Consider the following 18,577-nt stretch of genomic DNA (forward strand, 5'->3'; position numbering starts at 1 on the left):
AAAAAAATTATCGTTACAAAAAAAAATACTAGTTAAGTATTGACAACTTTAATCTGAAATTGTATACTAACTCTACAAATTACATAAGGCCAGTTGATATGCAAGGGAGATCTTATAAGGAGTAATATAAGAACCGATGGAGCAATCCAAAAGAGCCGTTTTTGGAGAAACTTTCAGGTACAAAGAACCTTGGATTGATGGAACTCTGGAGAGAGTCTCATTTAGAGACCGCCGTCGAAGTAAAGCTTTCAGGTGAAGATACAGAGGATATATAGGCAAAATACTGTCTGTGTATCCTTTTTTCTTTGCAAAAAAACAGGCGGATTTGGCAATATTAATCAGTGTATAAACTTATTGGAGGGCGACAACATGGAAAAGAAACAAGAATTGAAAAAAAATCTTGGTATGTCCACAGCTATGGCCACAGTAGTAGGTTGCGTTATTGGCTCCGGGGTATTCTTTAAACCCCAGGCGATTTACACCGCAACCGGAGGTGCTCCTGGTTTAGGTATGCTGGCTTGGTTGATCACTGGTTTAGTTTGTATTGCAGCAGCAATGACTTTTGCTGAAGTTGCAATTATGATTCCTAAAACTGGTGGTATGGTTGTATACTTGGAAGAAGCATTTGGCAAAAAAGTAGGATTTTTAGCAGGTTGGATGCAAAGTATTTTATTTTATCCAGCGATGATTGCAGCCTTGGCTGTTATCTTTGCAGAACAAGCAACACTTTTTGTAGGCCAGGGATTGCAATTGCCTATAGCAATCGGCGCAATTATTGTAGTTATTATTTTGAATAATCTAGGTTCTGCTGTTGGTGGTGCGGTTCAGATTCTTTTTACAATCTGTAAGTTAATACCTTTGATTCTACTGATGATTTTTGGCTTTATCCGTGGATCAGGTACCAACCCTATTTTTACACCTATGGTAGGTGAAGGATTAAACCCAGCGGTGATCTTGGGCCAATTGATGATTGCAATTTTATTCGCCTTTGAAGGCTGGACTAACGTTGGGGCCATTGCCGGCGAAATGAAAAACCCCGGTAAAGACTTACCCATTGCGATTGTTGGTGGTGTTTCTGCTATTATGGCCGTTTACTTTGTGATCAACTTAGCATATTTGTGGGTAATACCAGCTGACCAGCTGATGAATTTATCTGCGCCTGCATCGGCTGTAGCAATTGCAATTTTTGGTGACGTAGGTGGTAAAATTATTTCCGTAGGTATTATGATTTCCGTATTAGGAGCGGCGAATGGTTTTATTCTCTCTGGTTCTCGTGTAACTTACTCTTTGGCGGAAGATGGAACATTACCTTTTAGTAAAACACTTTCCAGTATTAATAAAGCACAGGTACCTACAAATTCTATTTTCTTGATTGGTGGCCTGGCTTGCCTTTACGCAATTAGTGGTCAGTTCAATAGATTAACAGACTTAGCGGTATTTGCTTCCTGGATTTTTTATACGTTAACTTTCTTTGCTGTAATTCGTTTAAGGAAGACAATGCCCGATGCAGAAAGAAGCTATAAGGTTCCTTTGTATCCTGTTATTCCAGCAATTGCAATCTTTAGTGGTTTATATGTCATTTTGAACCAGTTATTTATGGCAGGTACCACAACCAGAATGTTAGCCATTGGCAGTATTGTTTTAACCTTAATCGGTTTGCCTATTTATAATTTGACAACAAGAAAGAAAGCACAATAATAACTAAAATTATGTTGCTTTCCATAATTCCCTTTAAAGACATATGGCTCCCTCCATATGTCTTTTTTTATGGTAAAAAAAGATATATGATAAAAAGAAATATATCACTAGGGGAGAGGGCAATCGTATTTTTTGACAATAGAATTCAGAGATATCTATGATAAGTTTGTTATATTCCAAATAAAATCAAAATTTACAGTCTTTTAGTTTCGAAAAATTATATTACCAAAGTTAAGACAAGATATAAAAAACTACAAAAAGTTTTCATTAAGAAAATGCATTTTAAAGTATGCTACTAGCATTATGCACAAAATAAGATTATTGGAATGAATTCAAAAAAGGTTTGACCATGGTGAGGTGATAGTTATTCATAAAATATTTGTTATCTATTCAATATTTGCAGTATTCTTGTCAGATAAGAAGATGGATTTTTGAAATTGCATTTCTGCCCGAATTCTAAGGAATCTTAAAAAAGATTTTTATTTTAAGTTTATAAAATAATCCTATAAATTATGAAAAATATACAATTAAATAATGATATTAAAGTATTTTATATATCATTTTAACGTAATAGGGGTTGTGGAAAATAAATATAGTGAAATTGAGTTGTCACTTATTATGTGTGCTTGACAACTACACCAGGATAGACCATAATATAATGGTTGGATATTGACATAAATTTTTATATTTTGGCATTTGTGCAATTATTGTGTTAAGATTTCGTAAAAATTTGCAATTAAAATTCTTGTGAAAAGAATGTTATTTGCTAGAGAATCAATTCAATTTTTTTGACAGGGGGAAAGGATGAGAGTATGTTTATACTGCTTTTTTTGTTGTGGATTATATTTAATGGGAAAATAACCGTTGAAATTGTTGTGTTTGGCCTAGCGATCTGTACGTGGTTATATTGGTTTATGTGTAAATACATGGACTATCATATGTCTAAAGAAAAAACCATTCTTAAAAATATGCCTTTATACATAAAATACTTTTTCATCCTCGTTTGGGAAATCATAAAGGCAAATATTTCCGTTATGCGTATCATTTTATCCCCAAAGAAACAAATTGAACCTACCATAGTAAAGTATAAAACAAGCTTAAAGTCCGACTTGGCCAGGGTGGTTTTAGCAAATTCCATTACGCTTACCTCGGGAACGTATACAGTTCAACTTGAAGATGATGAATATATCATTCAAACCATAGATAGGCCTTTTACTGACGATTTGGATCAGTCTGTTTTTGTGAAGGAATTAGAAAAGTTGGAGGCTAGGTCATGAGTGAAGGATTGAAATTGGTATTGGAAAGTTCGTTAGTTTTTTTTGCAATAGGAATTTGTATTGCTTTTATTAGAGCCGTTAGAGGCCCAAGGTTTACCGACCGAATTATGGCAATCAATATGATTGGTACCATGACTACAGTTGTCATCTGCATTCTTTCCATCTACTTAGATGAGGTGTGGCTAATCGATGTTGCATTAGTTTATACCTTATTAAGTTTTTTGTCAGTTGTAATTATTTGTCATGTTGTTACACTACATCATAATGGTAGGATGCTATTTCTTAGTAGAAAAGAGAAGGAGGAAAAGGAAAAATGAGGGAGGTTATGGGAGCAATATTTATCGTTGCTGGACTTATTGTTTTTTTGATTTCTATAATTGGAATTTTCCGCTTCAAATATGTTTTGAACCGAATGCATGCAGTAGCATTGGGGGATACCATGGGGTTGGGTCTAATCGTAATTGGTTTAATCATTTTAGGTGGGAATTTGTTTGCTGGCACCAAGTTATTTTTAATCATCCTATTTTTTTGGATGTCCGGGCCAATTGCTACCCATAGTATAGCAAAGGTTGAGGTATTGACGAATAAAAACTATGAAGAGAGGGTGCATGATAAATGAGTACAGCAGTTCAAATCATATTACTATTGTTTTTAATCGCCTGTGCCATAGGTGTTTCATTTGCAAAGAATTTATTTATTGCAGTCATTATTTTTATGGGATATAGCTCTATCATGGCAGTTATATGGTTGTTTTTGGAATCTCCTGACCTTGCCATTACCCAGGCTGCAGTAGGTGCAGGTGTTGACAGTGTTTTATTCTTCCTCACACTGAAAAAAGTTCATGTTTTGAAAGGTACAAGAGAGGGTTAATATGACTGATAAAAAATCACTATGGAAGCATATTCAAGCATGGGTGGATGGTGAGGAAGTCATCCTGGATGCTGACAAATACATTGTTTCTAGGCCAAAAAGGCAAAAAGGCAGCTGGCGTAGCCACTTCACAATGGCATATGTAAAAGAAAACAAAAAGCTGTATATGTTTTTAAGCATTGCTATTTCTGTATTGTTTATAGGTATTATGTTGGCGGTTGTCAATAGTTTACCTGAGTTTGGAAATGCTTCAAATCCAGCTAACAATGAAGTAATGGAGCGTTATTTGGAAAGGGGTATAGAAGAAACGGGAGCCGTCAACTTTGTTGCAGGTATGATTTTGGATTACCGAGCTTTCGATACCTTTGCGGAGGCAAATGTTTTGTTCTTAGCTGTAATGTGCGCAGTGTTACTATTGAAAAAGGATAAGAAGAATTATAATGCCAGGGAAGAACAGGAAATTAAAGAGGATGATGCATTTGACGAAGCAGACCAAAAGTCCATATTAAAAATTGGCGGCAAAGTCTTGGCACCATTGGTAATCCTTTACGGGATTTATGTAATTTTAAATGGGCATCTTTCCCCAGGTGGTGGGTTTTCTGGAGGTTCTATTATTGGTGCGGGCTTAATTCTCTATGCTACGGCGTATGGTCAGAAAAAAATGCAAACATTTTTTAGGTTTCGTACCTTTACCGCAATCAGTGTTGGCGGACTTTTGACCTATTGTGCTTGTAAAAGCTACTCCTTTTTTACAGGTGCAAACCATGTGGGGTATTCCATTCCTAAAGGCGTACCCGGAGATATTTTAAGTGGCGGTTTCATTTTGCCATTGAATATTTGCGTAGGTTTAATCGTTGCGTGTACCATGTATGGCTTTTATGCATTGTTTACTAAAGGAGATATCTAACTATGAATCATCTGGGAACAAATTTTTACGAGGCAGCTTCGGTTATCCTTTTTGGGATTGGCTTTATGAACCTGCTGTTGCAAAATAACCTAATCAAAAAATTCATTGGTCTGAATATCATGGATACAGCTGTATATCTGTTTTTAGCGGCAAAGGGATATATATTGGGTAGAGGTGCACCCATCTTATCCGATGGGATTATAGATGCATCCCATTATATTAACCCCATTCCTGCTGGGTTGGTTTTGACCGGTATTGTTGTATCTGTTAGCATTACAGCCTTTTCTCTGGCTTTGGTTCAACGGCTTTATAAACATTATGGCACGTTGAATATGGACGAAATAATGAGATTATCCAGAGAGGAGGAAGGGGAATAATGGAGCATATAAATTGGATACATAATATACCCTTTTTCAGTATTTTCCTAGCTATGATATGTGGCATTGTGACTGCACTGGTGAAAAATGGAAAGGTTGCACATATCATTCATTCTGTAATGCTTATAATTGTGTGTATCATGTCGGGCATCCTGTTGTTTAATGTTGTCACAAAGCAAGAAACATTTAGCTATATGATGGGGCATTTTCCAGCACCATGGGGCAATGAACTTCGGGCGGGTCCCATGGAAGCATTGATGGCAGTTATTTTTAGTGTAGTTATGCTACTTACAGTTAGCGGTGGTGTAGACTTTATTTTCAAAGATGTTGTGGAGGAAAAGCAACCGCTGTATTTCATAATGCTAAATGCTATTTTTGGGTCTATGCTTGCGTTAATTTATACAAATGATATTTTTACGGCGTACGTGTTTATTGAAATTAATACCATTGCATCTTGCGCATTGATTATGGCAAAGGGAACGCCTCAGTCTATGGTTGGAACAACCCACTACTTAGTCATTAGCCTTTTGGGATCTGGTTTGTTCTTATTAGGTGTGTGTATTTTGTACAGCATCACAGGGCATCTGCTGTTTCCACAAATGCAAGAGGCAATATTAGAAATCATAAAAACTGATCAATACCGAACCCCTTTGATGGTTGTAACGGGCTTTATGTTTATTGGAATTGCCATTAAAAGCGCATTATTCCCTTTCCACTCGATGTTGCCTGGTGCGTATCTTTCAGCAATACCCACCTCCAGTGCAATTTTGTCTGGTTTGGTTTTGAAAAGCTACATCATTCTAGGGATAAAACTTATTTACTGTGTGTTCTCTGAATTGGTAATGCATACTTTAAAAATTACGGAAGTGCTCTTTTTCTTTGGTTTAGCCGGTATGGTTATGGGGTCTGTTTATGCCATGCGCGAACGTAAGATGAAGCGTATGCTTGCATATTCATCTGTTGCTCAAATTGGATACATCTATATGGGTATTGGTATGGGTACTCGAGTTGGTATGACGGCGGCTTGCTTCCATATCATTGCCCACGCAATTACAAAAACGTTGCTTTTCCTTTGTTGTGGTAGTTTCGTTGAAGATAATGGGGGAAAAGAAAAGATTTATCATATGCGGGGTGCAGCGTTGCGAAATCCTTTGGCGGGGATGGGTTATACTGTTGGCGCATTGTCTATGGTTGGTATTCCTCTTTTTGCAGGCTTTATATCAAAAATTTATTTTGCTACGGCATCCGTATATTCGTCAGGTAAAATGGCTGCAGTTTTAATTGTTTTGGGGGTTAGTATGGTGCTAAATGCATTGTATTTCCTTCCCTCTGTGATTGCGATTTGGACTCCTGTGAAAGGAGCTGAGAAAAAATCCTTTTCTTCGGTTTCACCAATGTTTGCCGTTTCTATTGTTAGTTTTATTATATTAAATATTGTTTTGGGTATTTATTACCGACCAATAACTCGTATAATTCAAATGAGTCTTGGTCTACTAGTACAGTAGGTGTAATAACGGTGAAAGATTGAGGTGAGATAATGTCTGGGAATATATTACTGTTGCTACCCATAATTTTGCCATTTATTGTTGGCATAGTGATTGGCTTTATGAAAAATGAAAAGCAACGGAATACAATGGTGATTACGACAATAGCCGTCGAACTGGCGTTGGTAGCTTATTTTGCAATGGGTAACACAGCATTGACGGTATGGAATATTACAGATAGGCTTTCCATTGCCTATCATACGGATGGCATTGCAAAGTTTTTTGGGTGTTTGATTTGCTTTATATGGCTTTTGGCTGCCATTTACTCATTGGAATATATGAAGCATGAGCATAAGCCAGCAAGATATTTTATGTACTATGTAATGTCTTTGGGGACATTGGTAAGCTTATGTTTTTCTTCAAACCTAATGACTTTATATCTATCCTACGAATTTATGACCATTTTGACCATACCTTTGGTAATTCATACTCAGGAGCCTCAGGCTGTTCGGGCAGGCATGAAATATTTGGGGTATTCCATTTTTGGCGCAGGTTTAGGTCTTTTTGGGTTTTTCTTCTTAAATACTTATTGTTTTACCACAGAGTTTGCACCTGGTGGTACACTGAATATGGCCCTTGTAGGCGGACAAGAAAATCTCTTGTTGTGGGTTTATTTCTTAATGGCCATTGGCTTTGGGTGTAAGGCAGGTATGTTTCCCCTGCATGCGTGGCTACCAACTGCCCACCCTGTGGCACCGTCACCAGCGTCAGCGGTGCTTTCGGGCATCATCACAAAGGGCGGTGTGATTTGTATTATCCGTGTAACTTTCTTTTTGTTCGGTGCGGATTTTATCAGGGGCTCTTGGGTACAGATAACCTTGCTTATTCTAGCAATGGCAACTATCTTTATGGGGTCAATGCTGGCCTATAAGGAAAAGGTACTTAAAAAGAGGCTGGCTTATTCCACTGTCAGCCAGGTTTCTTATGTTTTGTTTGGTTTAATGCTATTGACACCCATTGGATTTTCAGGTGCATTGCTTCAGGTTGTTTACCATGCCATAGCAAAAAATCTACTCTTCCTTTGTGCAGGTGCCATCATTTATAAAAAGGGAACTATCTATGTAAACCAGTTAAAAGGCGTGGGAAAAGAGATGCCAGTTGTCATGGGGTGCTTTACAATTGGTGCGTTATCCTTAGTGGGTATCCCGCCAACAGCAGGGTTTATCAGCAAATGGTTTTTAGCCCAGGGAGCTTTAGGCTCACCTCTGGGGACTTTAGCCGTTGTAGGTGTTGCAATACTTATGGTGAGTGCATTGTTAACTGCTGGTTACTTAATTTCTATCGTATCAAATGCCTTTTTCCCGGGAAATAATTTCGATTATGAAGCTGTTTCAAAGAAAGAGCCCAATGGGCTTATGACTGTTCCACTGATGGTTTTGGCAGTTGCCATAGTGTTGTTGGGTGTTTACCCCAATGGTTTAGAAGCTTTAATCAGTAGCATTAGCGGCGTGATTTTTTAGGAAAGGGTGGGAACGTTTTGAGTGAATTTGCAACGATCTTACCGGTGATTTTTCCGATCATAGCAGGTGTTGCGCTGCTGCCGGTAAAGTTTAGTCATAGAAAGCAACGTGAAAGTTGGATATTATCCATTACTATCATTAACTCGATTTTTGCATTATACGCAATGTACTTCGTTGATGCTGAAATTATAACCTTGTTCCAGTTTAGTGAAAAGTTATCTCTAACCATACATATTGACGGGATGTCAAGAGTATTTGGCACAATGGTTTCCTTATTATGGGGAATCACAACGGTTTATGCTTTTGAATATATGACCCATGAGGGTCGAGAAGATAAGTTTTTCGCATTTTTTACCATGACATATGGTGTTGTTTTGGGCGTTGCTTTTTCTGGCAACTTCTTGACAATGTACCTATTTTATGAATTCTTAACCTTGGCAACACTTCCTTTAGTTATGCACGCTATGGATAACAAAGCTCGTCACGCAGGAAAAACATATATTTTCTATATGATGTTTGGTGCGGCCTTAGCGTTTATTGGATTTGTATTCCTATATTGCTATGGCGATGGAATGGAGTTTGTTTATGGTGGTGTATTAAATCCAGACCTGGTAAAGGGAAATGAGCTGACATTACAAATCATTTTTATTACTGCATTTTTTGGTTTCGGTGTAAAAGCGGCGGTCTTTCCATTTTACCGTTGGTTGCCAAAGGCATCGGTTGCACCTACACCTGTTACGGCGTTGTTGCATGCCGTCGCCGTTGTAAAGTCAGGTGTGTTTGCAATTATCCGTTTGATTTATTTTAGCTTTGGAACGGAGTATTTAGTAGGTACTTGGGCACAAAATGTCATTCTTATTGCTGCGGCAGTAACCATCATTTTTGGCTCAACTGTGGCATTACGTACGCCTCATATAAAAAGAAGATTTGCATACTCCACGGTGTCTAATCTTTCTTATATCGTTTTTGGTGTGGCATTAATGAGCCCTGCAGGCCTTACGGCTGGGCTTTTACATATGATTTATCATGCTTTAATAAAGATCACACTATTTTTTACAGCTGGCGCAATCTTGTATAAAACCCATAAAGAATATTTGTATGAGGTGGAGGGCTTTGGAAAACTTATGCCCATTACTTTCCTAAGCATGGCTTTAACAGGTGCCAGTCTTGTTGGGGTTCCTCCTTTTGCCGGCTTCCATAGTAAGTGGGCATTGGCAACTGCGGCAGTACAATCGGGTAATATGGCTGCATACATTGGGATAATCGCATTGATTATTTCCGCAGTATTAACAGCATTATATATATTCTACATCATAATCCGTGCTTACTTCCCAAGGAAAAAGGAGTATGCGGTAGGATATTATGATCATGTTGAAGACCCTAATAAATACATGACAATTCCATTGGTGATTTTGACTGTAGTTACAATGATTATCGGACTTTTCCCTTCCAACCTTCTTCGAATACTAGAGTTGGTAGCAACAGGGATTATTTAGAAAGGAGGAAAACGAATATGGACTTTAGCATCATTTTACCGTTATTGGTTTTCTTCCCCATGGTTGCAGCTGCTTTGGGCTATGTAATCGGGCGTAAAAATAAAAATGCCAGGAGTCTATGGGCAAACTTTGCAACTTGCTTGGTCTTCATTGGGGCAATTTTATTGTATGGGAAGCATGCAAGCTTTGAAATCCCTGGATTTTGTGGGTTAGGACTGAGCTTTGATGGTGACGGGTTAAGAGTTGTTATGGCAATATTAACATCATTTATCTGGTTAATGACCACTGTCTTTTCCAAGGAATATTTTGCCCATTATCATAATCGAAATAGATATTATTTCTTTATGTTAATGACCCTTGGTGCAACTTTAGGGGTTTTCCTTTCAGCGGATTTATATACGACTTTTATTTTCTTTGAAATTATGTCCTTTACTTCTTTTGTAGTGGTTATTCATGATGAAAGCGAGGTTGCCATACGGGCAGCTCACACTTATTTGGGTGTTGCGGTCATTGGTGGTTTGGTAATGTTGATGGGCTTGTTTATGATGTATAGTATGGCAGGGACACTCAACATTGATACTTTGGCTGAGTTTGTGGCTTCGCAAAAGGATAAAGGGAGAATTTATGCTGTTGGTGTTTTAATTTTGTTTGGTTTTGGTGCAAAAGCTGGTCTTTTTCCACTGCATATTTGGTTGCCTGAGGCTCATCCTGTGGCACCCGCACCAGCTAGTGCTTTATTATCCTGTATTTTAACCAAAACGGGTGTATATGGCATGTTGGTACTTGGCTGTAAGTTATTCTTATATGATGCAAATTGGGGTAATTTAGTATTAATCCTTGGTGTAATTACCATGGTTTTGGGTGCTGTGTTGGCTGTTTTTTCCGTCAATCTGAAGCGGACTTTGGCATGTTCTTCTTTGTCTCAAATTGGGTTCGTGGCAATCGCCATTGGTATGCAGGGGTTATTAGGCTCTCACAATGCTTTGGCAGCAGGGGGAACGATTCTCCATGTGGCTAACCACTCATTATTAAAACTGGTTCTGTTCATGTCTGCTGGCGTGGTTTATATGAACCTACATAGGTTAAATCTGAATGAAATCAGAGGTTGGGGGAAAGACAAACCTTTGTTGAAGTTTATTTTCCTCATGGGTGTATTGGGTATTACTGGTATTCCTCTTTGGAATGGATATATCAGTAAAACTTTAATCCATGAGAGCATTGTTGAATATATTGTTATTTTACAAGAGGCAGGACTATCAACAGGATATATGCAAACTGTAGAGTGGTTGTTCTTGTTCTCAGGTGGCTTAACTTTGGCTTATATGACAAAAATTTTCGTTGCATTATTTGTGGAAACAAATCCCCACCCAGAAAAACTTCACGCGCATAATCATGGACCTTATATGAATAAGGTTACGGCAACAGTGTTAACCATTAGTGCATTGATTCTGCCAATTCTAGGTATGTTCCCCCATGTAACAGCAGATAAAATTGCAGATGCAAGCTATCATTTTATGGGCGCCCATGCGCCGGATCATGCAGTGCATTATTTTGCATGGGTGAATTTAAAAGGGGCAGTGATTACCATTGTGATTGGAGCTTTGGTGTACTTCTTGTTTATACGGAAGGTTTTGATGTCAAAAGACCAAAATGGAAATTTGGTGTATGTTGATCGTTGGCCAAAGGGTCTAAACCTGGAAAACAAAATATATCGTCCGGCTCTGCTAAGTTGGATGCCTTTTATTGGTGGTTTTTTTGCCAGAATGATGGGTTCTTTTTCAGATGGCATAGTGGCAATTTTGCGTATGATTATTTTCAATGACGATAGTGGTAGGGTTGTACCCCCTGAAGATCAGTATTTCTCCGCATATAAAGATGAGGAAACGGAGGAAGTTGTTTATGGAGAAGGCTTTGCCAAGAGTTTATTGATGATTGGTGTTGGCCTTGCAATTGCCATGTTATATATTTTGGTTTAATCATAAGGTCGTATCATTTATTGATACGGCCTTGCTTTATTTGACAGGATGCTTTCAAACAGTTAATATATAATAAGACAAGATATTCTTAAGGAGAACCTTATGATGAAAAGAAACAAATTAATGGCTATTTTACTCTGTTGTGTGTTTGTTTTTGGCGGATGTTCAGAAAAAAGGGAAGCGGCACAGCAGATGCTTTCAAAATATTCAGAGAAAGACTTGCATGAGATGACAACCTTTGCAATGGATACAGTTATGCAGTTTACCATCTATAATGAAGATGGTGAACAACTCTTGATAGATGCTGAGCAAGAAATTCGTAGGTTGGAGAGGTTGTTTTCTGTGACGATGGAAGATAGCGAGATTTCACAGCTAAATCAGCAGGCAGGGGAAGGAGCAGTCTCTCTTTCAAAAGATACATTTCAGGTGTTAAAAAGAGGAAAAGAAATTGGAGAACTTACAAATCAGGCATTTGATATTGCAATTTCACCTGTTGTAAAAGCTTGGGGGTTCACCACAGGTGGTGAGAAGCATGTTCCCAGTCTAAAAACATTAGAAAGTCTTTTGCCGTTAACAAATGCCAAAGATCTGCAATTGAATGAAATAGATGCAACAGCACAATTGTTAAAAAAAGGTATGGCCGTTGATTTAGGGGGGATTGCAAAGGGGTACACTTCTGATGCAGTTACCGCCTTGTTAAAAGAAAAAGGTGTAGTTAGTGGCTTGTTTTCACTGGGTGGAAATATTTCTGCAATCGGAAGAAAACCAGATGGAAAAAAATGGAAAATTGCAGTTGAAAATCCATTGGATGCTAACGATTATGTTGGATTGTTAGAGGTGGAGGATTGTTCCGTCATCACCTCTGGGGGTTATCAGAGATTTTTCGAAGAAAATGGAAAGCGATATCATCACATAATTGATTCAAAGACGGGGTATCCTGCAGATAAAGGCTTATTGTCTGTTACCATAATTAGTAAAGATGGAACCAAAGCAGATGGTTTGTCCACCGCATTGTTTGTAATGGGGTTGGAAGATGCTGTAAGGTTGTGGCGTAACAGCCACGATTTTGAAGCGATTTTTGTAACGACGGAAGGGAAAGTCATCGCCACAGAGGGTGCGGCGACCTTTTTTACCTTTGAAGGTAGAGATAATGACTTTAAATTTGAAACAGTAAAAAGAGAAGGAGGGGTATCATGAAAAAAATAAGAGAGTTTTTAGACAGTTACATTGTAGAATTTGATTGGAAAGACATTGCTATTTTTAAACTTTGCCTTGCGGCTTTTGGTGTCATGATTGGTATTTCTATGCCCAAAGATAAGAAAAAACCAGTTCTGGCAATTAGCTGCGCTGTTTTTGCAGTGACAACAGTGGTTTTATTCGCCAGATTATTTGGGATGGAATGTCCATTTTGCAAAGATGATGATGAATACCAAGATTGGGACGATGAATCAGATGAAAAGGGCTTTGTAATGAAAATTACTGCTGAAGAATAAAGAAAACTTGTGAATACAATTTGAGAGGGTAAATTTTAGCTTTTCAAAAATAAGTAGAAATAAAAAAGGCTTTTCCCAATGGGAAAGGCCTTTTTTATTTCTATTTGAACGGTAAGGAGAAAGTATGAATGATTAAGGAATTAAGATAGTTTTACAGCATTCACCGCTTTTCATTAAGCGTAGGCCCTCTGCAAAGTCTTCTAAGGGCAGTGTATGTGTCACAATAGGGGAAAGATCTAAACCACCGGCAATTAGCCCTTTTGCATCCTCCCAGGTTTTATACATTAGTCTGCCGGCAATTCCCTTAATAACCTTTCCACTATAAACAAATTCGGAAAAATCAAAATCTACGGAGCCGTTAGGCAAGCCCGCAGCTGCCATTTTGCCCTCGGGTGCCATACATTCAATGGCAGTTTTGATTGCCTTTGCATTCCCTGTAAATTCAATTACAACTTCCACACCATGAGGTGTCTTTTCTTTTATTGCTTGTACTACGTCAACTTCCATGGGATTTAAGATTTCATCTGCACCCATTTTAAGGGCCAACTCACCACGGTGTTTATTGATTTCTACTGCAAATACTTTTGCTGCACCACACTTTTTGGCTACTGCCACAGCCATAACTCCAATAGGGCCACAACCATTTACCATTACAATCTTACCTGCAACAGGGAATTCCATGGCTGCATGCACAGCTACGCCAAAGGGCTCCATAATGGAAACAATTTCTACAGGAGTAGAGGGATCATACACAATAGCATTTTCGGCGGGAATTGCAATGTATTCAGCAAAGCACCCATCCCTTGCCACACCAATGGTTTTAGTGTTTGCACAAACATGCTCATATCCGTTGTGGCAAAGGATACAAGAATTGCATACAATGTGAGTTTCGGCAGAAATCAAATCTCCAATTTTAATTGTTGTTACGTTCGCTCCAACAGCAATAACTTCCCCTGCAAATTCATGCCCGATAATGGTAGGGGGGGTAATGCGTTTTTGAGACCAGTCGTTCCATTCCATAATATGTACGTCTGTTCCGCAAACCGCTGCTGCTTTTACTCTTACAAGAATATCGTTGGCACCATATGTGGGAATAGGTCTTTCTGTAAAAACCAATGCGCCAACCTCAGGTCTTTCTTTTACAACACATTTCATCATTTGGGCCATAATGTCTCCTCCTATGTATAAAAAATTTAGCAATTTTAACGCATAACTTTACTATTATTTTAGAAGAAGTATGTATATTTGTACAATACATAAATTTTGTTGTAACATAAAAAAAAGTTATTATTGAACTCTAAATACTTCAATGATATACAAAAGAACCTCCAAAAAAATATGATGATTGGAGGTTTTCACTTTCTGCTCTATGGGGAGTGCTTGGCACTGTCTTGAATAAATTCAAGGATTTTTTTGGTTAGGGGCTCCATGTGTCCATCTTTTCGATACAAAATTCCAATATCGAGAAACATTGGATCCTGAAATGGCCTTGTTACTAAAGTTTTATGGGCATAAAGGGCACGAGGAACATGGTTATGGTCTACGTTAATAATCCCTGTGCTACCGCCCAAAAGAATTTCTTCGATGTAACTTGTTTGATGGAGATGCTTTGAGGCTACTTTTAGGTGGATGTTACGTTTTGCAGCCTCCAGCTCTAACCGTTTTGGGAGATAGGAGGACGCACCTAGGCTAGTAATACGGGTGGAGCTGAGCATCTGCATTGGTATTTTATCAAATTTTGCAAGCTCACTATCTTCACGTAATAAGAGGCAAATTTCTTGCTTAAAAAGGGGAATTGATGCAACAGGAAATTCCGAAATATTCTCGGGAATAACATTAATTGCAACATCAACTTCTCCGTTTGTGATTTTTGAAATATGATAGTATGCACCGCCCTCATCAAAGTAAACCTCTTCATTGTCTGATAGAGAGGGCAGGAAACATTGGTAAATGCCATGGACAATATCTGGTGGAGCGGTGGGAGACAGACCTAGTCGCAATGTTTTAACTTGTGTTCGGCTTTTGGTCAGCATATCTGCCTCAATGGAGCGCAACTCATCCAAAATAGGGATGAGTTTTAATACAAAGGCCTCGCCCTCGGGGGTGAATAAAACTTTTTTTGGCGTTCTAATGATAAGCTTTATATCAAACTCATCTTCCAGTTTGCGAATTGCTGCGGAAATAGCAGGCTGGGAAACAAAAAGAGCTTCTGCTGCCTTTGTAAAATTTTTATATTTGTAAATTGCTTCTAAGTATTCTAATGCTTTTAATTGCATAATGAATCCCCTTTATCTTTCGTAATACAGCTTTCATAAATATGTTAATTATAGCATACTCAAACATAAAAAACCAGTAACAAGAGGGGGACAATCTGTTATAGAAATGCTAGAAAAAAAGGTTCTCATTTTGGGGTTTTTTGATGTTAGGTCGGTGTTCACTGCAAAACCTAGAAAAAATAATTCAATGATTGATGAAACCTATTAAAATTATATATGAAAAAAGGAGCATAACTCGTTAAAAAATTATAATTCATCGAAAAAAATTGAGCATATCTAACAAAATAAAGAAATAGCAATTTCACCAAAAAAGAGATTGGGAATGAAATGCGAACCTTTTCATCTGCACGGTTATATATATACAGTCGTCAAGTAAATGGAAGAAATTATATATATTTCCTACAAATTACACATATTTTTTGTGGGAGGAAAAAATGTTTCTTTGTAGACTGAATTCCCCTTTTTTCTTGGTTTTTGCCTCCTGTTGATAGAAAATAAATGGTAGTTAATTTGAATGAAGATTAAAAATTTTAAAAAAACCCTTGACAAAAGTGTTTTTTTTGTTTTAAAATAACCCTGTTTTCAATCGCATATAGCGAGAATACTTTTGACCAGTTTCTTTTTTGAAACTCAAGGCCATACGGACAGCCGGGTCAACTGCCGATTGTGAAGTTTATCTTCACATTATTGATTGCGTTAAGAGCGCAACTTTTATAAGTTGGCAACTCAATTGCCAGTTGGTTACTTCATAACCAAGTGTACTAGGGTACACACTTGTGAAACGGTCAATAATAAGGAGTAGTAAAAGTAGTTCTTACTATATAGACTCTGAAAACATTTAGGTAACAGGCGAAAACCGCTCTATCTTAAGGATAAAGGTTTAGCGTCTTGGTCTGTACCCAAATTTATTTGAACGATTTATAAGATGTGCCATAGTATTGTGTGGCACATCTTTTTTTATTGCTTGGGGGGATTTAAAGAGTGGAAAAAATGAAATTATATGGTTTTAATAACCTCACAAAATCGTTGAGTTTTAATATTTATGATATCTGCTACGCCAAAACAGCTAGAGAACAACAAGATTATATAAAATATATTAATGAGCAGTATAATTCGGAGCGTTTGACTGCAATTTTATCAAAGCTAACAGAAATGATTGGCGCAACGGTTCTTAACATATCAAAGCAAGATTATGAACCCCAAGGTGCAAGTGTAACGTTTTTGATTGCAGAGGAAAGCATGGTGAAGACCCGCAGCGGTGAAACAGTTGTGGCTCATCTTGATAAAAGCCACGTAACGGTGCATACCTATCCTGAGTATCATCCAGATACCTCCATAGCCACCTTTCGTGTGGATATAGATGTTGCAACTTGTGGTGAAATCACGCCATTGTCAACTTTGGATTTTTTGATTGGGAGTTTTGACTCAGACATTATTACCATGGATTATCGGGTTAGGGGCTTCACCAGAGATATGGAGGGACAAAAGCTGTTTATTGACCATAATATTACCTCCATTCAGGATTATATTCATAGTGATATTTTGAAAAAATATGATGCCATCGATGTAAATATTTATCAGTCCAATATCTTTCATACAAAGATGCTGATCAAAGATTTAGAATTGCAGAACTATCTGTTTAACTCGGATGTCTACGAAATTCCGCCCAAAATCCGTCTGGATATTACAAATTCCTTACGTCGTGAAATGATCGAAATTTTTAGTGGGTTTAACATTTATCAGGAGGTAAAGCGGTGAAAGATCAAAATAAAGCGCCTTTGTTGGAGGCGTTGGAGCAGATGCGCCATGAGCGATTGGTACCTTTTGATGTTCCAGGGCATAAACACGGAAAAGGAAACCCACAACTAACAGAGTTTTTGGGAGAAAAGTGTTTGTCAGTGGATGTAAATTCCATGAAACCATTGGACAATCTTTGTCATCCTGTCAGTGTAATTAAGGAGGCCGAGGAGCTAGCAGCAGAGGCTTTTGGTGCTTCTCATGCATTTTTTATGGTTGGAGGTACCACCTCTGCTGTGCAGGCCATGATTTTATCCAGTGTTAAGGGGGGAGATGAAATCATTCTTCCCAGAAACGTGCATCAAAGTGTGATTAACGCTCTAGTGCTCTGTGGGGCAGTTCCTGTTTATATCAATCCTCAGACAGATAAAAAACTGGGCATATCCCTGGGCATGTCTGTTCAGGATGTGAAGGGTGCCATTGACATGCATCCCAATGCTAAGGCAATCTTGGTCAATAATCCAACGTATTACGGCATTTGTTCTGACCTAAAACAGATAACGAAAATTGCCCATGAAAAAGGTTTGCGTGTTCTTGCGGATGAGGCCCATGGCACACATTTTTACTTTGGTAAGGATATGCCTATTTCTGCCATGGCAGCAGGTGCAGATATGGCGGCAGTGAGCATGCATAAATCAGGTGGGTCCTTAACGCAAAGCTCTATATTGCTTTGTGGCAAAGAGGTAAATGCGAACTACGTAAGAAAAATCATAAACCTTACGCAAACCACCAGTGGTTCCTACCTACTGCTTTCAAGCTTAGATGTTTCCAGGCGAAACTTGGCATTGTGGGGAAAAGAAACTTTTGAAAAGGTGAAGAAATTTTCTCAATATGCACGGGATGAAATCAATGCCATTGGTGATTATTATGCCTATTCCAAAGAGTTGGTAAATGGAGATAGTATGTTTGATTTTGATACTACCAAGCTGTCTGTGAATACATTGCAACTTGGCCTTGCTGGAATAGAGGTATACGATTTACTTCGTGATGAATATGGCATCCAAATTGAATTTGGAGATTTGGGGAATATATTGGCTTATATTTCTGTGGGAGATAAAAATAAAAATATAGAGCGGCTCATTAGCGCCTTGTCAGAAATACGAAGAAAATATAGAAAAGACAATATGGATTTGTTGGAAAGTGAATATATCAGCCCAAGGGTGATGACATCTCCCCAAGAAGCATTTTATGCAGAAAAAACAAGCCTTCCCCTTGCGGCATGCGATGGAAGGGTTTGTTCTGAATTTGTAATGTGCTACCCACCGGGAATACCAATTCTGGCGCCAGGAGAACTGATCACCAGGGAAATTATTGCCTATATTCAATATGCAAAGGAAAAAGGCTGTTCTCTAACAGGCCCTGAAAGCATGGATATTAGCCATCTTAATGTATTGAAAGGAGATTGA

General features: G+C 38.1%; 17 protein-coding genes and 1 riboswitch. Of the genes, 15 read left to right on the forward strand and 2 right to left on the reverse strand.

Annotated features, from left to right (window positions below):
- The first annotated feature begins 93 nt into the window (after positions 1-93).
- A riboswitch (glycine riboswitch) is annotated at positions 94-200 on the forward strand.
- Positions 201-369: 169 nt separating this feature from the next.
- The 13 genes from ABVZ64_RS11020 (at position 370) to ABVZ64_RS11080 (ending at position 13,098) form a co-directional block, all read left to right on the forward strand.
- Positions 370-1,698 carry an APC family permease gene (locus ABVZ64_RS11020; RefSeq protein ID WP_352401063.1) on the forward strand — a complete coding sequence of 443 codons (1,329 nt, stop codon included), beginning with the start codon at positions 370-372 and terminating at the stop codon, positions 1,696-1,698.
- A gap of 812 nt (positions 1,699-2,510) precedes the next feature.
- Positions 2,511-2,975 (forward strand): Na+/H+ antiporter subunit E, encoded by a 465-nt coding sequence (locus tag ABVZ64_RS11025; protein ID WP_352401064.1) that lies wholly within the window; start codon positions 2,511-2,513, stop codon positions 2,973-2,975.
- Positions 2,972-3,292 (forward strand): MrpF/PhaF family protein, encoded by a 321-nt coding sequence (locus ABVZ64_RS11030; protein WP_352401065.1) that lies wholly within the window; start codon positions 2,972-2,974, stop codon positions 3,290-3,292. Before ABVZ64_RS11025 ends, ABVZ64_RS11030 begins: the two co-directional genes overlap by 4 nt.
- Complete coding sequence (locus ABVZ64_RS11035) at positions 3,289-3,594, forward strand: cation:proton antiporter (protein ID WP_352401066.1); 306 nt, start codon at positions 3,289-3,291, stop codon at positions 3,592-3,594. The genes ABVZ64_RS11030 and ABVZ64_RS11035 overlap by 4 nt, the downstream gene beginning before the upstream one ends.
- Positions 3,591-3,845, forward strand: coding sequence for a hydrogenase subunit MbhD domain-containing protein (locus ABVZ64_RS11040; protein WP_352401067.1), 255 nt, complete (start codon positions 3,591-3,593; stop codon positions 3,843-3,845). Before ABVZ64_RS11035 ends, ABVZ64_RS11040 begins: the two co-directional genes overlap by 4 nt.
- Before the next feature lies 1 nt (position 3,846).
- Positions 3,847-4,752 (forward strand): hydrogen gas-evolving membrane-bound hydrogenase subunit E, encoded by a 906-nt coding sequence (gene mbhE, locus ABVZ64_RS11045; protein ID WP_352401068.1) that lies wholly within the window; start codon positions 3,847-3,849, stop codon positions 4,750-4,752.
- A gap of 2 nt (positions 4,753-4,754) precedes the next feature.
- On the forward strand, positions 4,755-5,129 hold the full coding sequence (locus tag ABVZ64_RS11050; protein WP_352401069.1) for a sodium:proton antiporter: 375 nt from the start codon (positions 4,755-4,757) through the stop codon (positions 5,127-5,129).
- Positions 5,129-6,634 (forward strand): complex I subunit 5 family protein, encoded by a 1,506-nt coding sequence (locus tag ABVZ64_RS11055; protein WP_352401070.1) that lies wholly within the window; start codon positions 5,129-5,131, stop codon positions 6,632-6,634. Before ABVZ64_RS11050 ends, ABVZ64_RS11055 begins: the two co-directional genes overlap by 1 nt.
- A gap of 32 nt (positions 6,635-6,666) precedes the next feature.
- Positions 6,667-8,133, forward strand: a complete 1,467-nt coding sequence (locus ABVZ64_RS11060) for a complex I subunit 5 family protein (protein ID WP_352401071.1) — start codon at positions 6,667-6,669, stop codon at positions 8,131-8,133.
- A 17-nt stretch (positions 8,134-8,150) separates the two neighbouring features.
- Positions 8,151-9,629, forward strand: a complete 1,479-nt coding sequence (locus ABVZ64_RS11065; RefSeq protein ID WP_352401072.1) for a complex I subunit 5 family protein — start codon at positions 8,151-8,153, stop codon at positions 9,627-9,629.
- Positions 9,630-9,646: 17 nt separating this feature from the next.
- A complete protein-coding gene (locus ABVZ64_RS11070) occupies positions 9,647-11,605 on the forward strand; it encodes a complex I subunit 5 family protein (RefSeq protein ID WP_352401073.1) in 1,959 nt (652 codons plus the stop codon).
- Positions 11,606-11,707: 102 nt separating this feature from the next.
- Positions 11,708-12,802 (forward strand): FAD:protein FMN transferase, encoded by a 1,095-nt coding sequence (locus tag ABVZ64_RS11075; protein ID WP_352401074.1) that lies wholly within the window; start codon positions 11,708-11,710, stop codon positions 12,800-12,802.
- Positions 12,799-13,098, forward strand: coding sequence for a permease of phosphate ABC transporter (locus ABVZ64_RS11080; RefSeq protein WP_352401075.1), 300 nt, complete (start codon positions 12,799-12,801; stop codon positions 13,096-13,098). The genes ABVZ64_RS11075 and ABVZ64_RS11080 overlap by 4 nt, the downstream gene beginning before the upstream one ends.
- Positions 13,099-13,230: 132 nt before the next feature.
- Here ABVZ64_RS11080 and tdh read toward each other — a convergent pair whose 3' ends face one another.
- Positions 13,231-14,265: an L-threonine 3-dehydrogenase gene (tdh, locus tag ABVZ64_RS11085; protein WP_352401076.1), complete on the reverse strand. Its 1,035-nt coding sequence runs from the start codon at positions 14,263-14,265 to the stop codon at positions 13,231-13,233.
- Between the two features lie 200 nt (positions 14,266-14,465).
- Complete coding sequence (locus tag ABVZ64_RS11090) at positions 14,466-15,374, reverse strand: LysR family transcriptional regulator (RefSeq protein ID WP_352401077.1); 909 nt, start codon at positions 15,372-15,374, stop codon at positions 14,466-14,468.
- Positions 15,375-16,364: 990 nt separating this feature from the next.
- Here ABVZ64_RS11090 and speD point away from each other — a divergent pair.
- Together speD and ABVZ64_RS11100 are read left to right on the forward strand one after the other, a co-directional pair.
- A complete protein-coding gene (speD, locus tag ABVZ64_RS11095; RefSeq protein ID WP_352401235.1) occupies positions 16,365-17,132 on the forward strand; it encodes an adenosylmethionine decarboxylase in 768 nt (255 codons plus the stop codon).
- Positions 17,129-18,577, forward strand: a complete 1,449-nt coding sequence (locus ABVZ64_RS11100) for an aminotransferase class I/II-fold pyridoxal phosphate-dependent enzyme (RefSeq protein WP_352401078.1) — start codon at positions 17,129-17,131, stop codon at positions 18,575-18,577. The genes speD and ABVZ64_RS11100 overlap by 4 nt, the downstream gene beginning before the upstream one ends.

It is taken from the genome of Anaerotignum sp. (assembly GCF_040307045.1).
Taxonomy (GTDB): Bacteria; Bacillota; Clostridia; order Lachnospirales; family Anaerotignaceae; genus Chakrabartyella.

What these genes read in the sequence shown, in the direction of transcription:
- ABVZ64_RS11020 (WP_352401063.1), top strand. Translation starts at nt 370, where the DNA reads ATGGAAAAGAAACAAGAATTGAAAAAAAATCTTGGTATGTCCACAGCT.
- ABVZ64_RS11025 (WP_352401064.1), top strand. Translation starts at nt 2,511, where the DNA reads ATGTTTATACTGCTTTTTTTGTTGTGGATTATATTTAATGGGAAAATA.
- ABVZ64_RS11030 (WP_352401065.1), top strand. Translation starts at nt 2,972, where the DNA reads ATGAGTGAAGGATTGAAATTGGTATTGGAAAGTTCGTTAGTTTTTTTT.
- ABVZ64_RS11035 (WP_352401066.1), top strand. Translation starts at nt 3,289, where the DNA reads ATGAGGGAGGTTATGGGAGCAATATTTATCGTTGCTGGACTTATTGTT.
- ABVZ64_RS11040 (WP_352401067.1), top strand. Translation starts at nt 3,591, where the DNA reads ATGAGTACAGCAGTTCAAATCATATTACTATTGTTTTTAATCGCCTGT.
- mbhE (WP_352401068.1), top strand. Translation starts at nt 3,847, where the DNA reads ATGACTGATAAAAAATCACTATGGAAGCATATTCAAGCATGGGTGGAT.
- ABVZ64_RS11050 (WP_352401069.1), top strand. Translation starts at nt 4,755, where the DNA reads ATGAATCATCTGGGAACAAATTTTTACGAGGCAGCTTCGGTTATCCTT.
- ABVZ64_RS11055 (WP_352401070.1), top strand. Translation starts at nt 5,129, where the DNA reads ATGGAGCATATAAATTGGATACATAATATACCCTTTTTCAGTATTTTC.
- ABVZ64_RS11060 (WP_352401071.1), top strand. Translation starts at nt 6,667, where the DNA reads ATGTCTGGGAATATATTACTGTTGCTACCCATAATTTTGCCATTTATT.
- ABVZ64_RS11070 (WP_352401073.1), top strand. Translation starts at nt 9,647, where the DNA reads ATGGACTTTAGCATCATTTTACCGTTATTGGTTTTCTTCCCCATGGTT.
- ABVZ64_RS11075 (WP_352401074.1), top strand. Translation starts at nt 11,708, where the DNA reads ATGATGAAAAGAAACAAATTAATGGCTATTTTACTCTGTTGTGTGTTT.
- ABVZ64_RS11080 (WP_352401075.1), top strand. Translation starts at nt 12,799, where the DNA reads ATGAAAAAAATAAGAGAGTTTTTAGACAGTTACATTGTAGAATTTGAT.
- tdh (WP_352401076.1), bottom strand. Translation starts at nt 14,265, where the DNA reads ATGGCCCAAATGATGAAATGTGTTGTAAAAGAAAGACCTGAGGTTGGC.
- ABVZ64_RS11090 (WP_352401077.1), bottom strand. Translation starts at nt 15,374, where the DNA reads ATGCAATTAAAAGCATTAGAATACTTAGAAGCAATTTACAAATATAAA.
- speD (WP_352401235.1), top strand. Translation starts at nt 16,365, where the DNA reads ATGAAATTATATGGTTTTAATAACCTCACAAAATCGTTGAGTTTTAAT.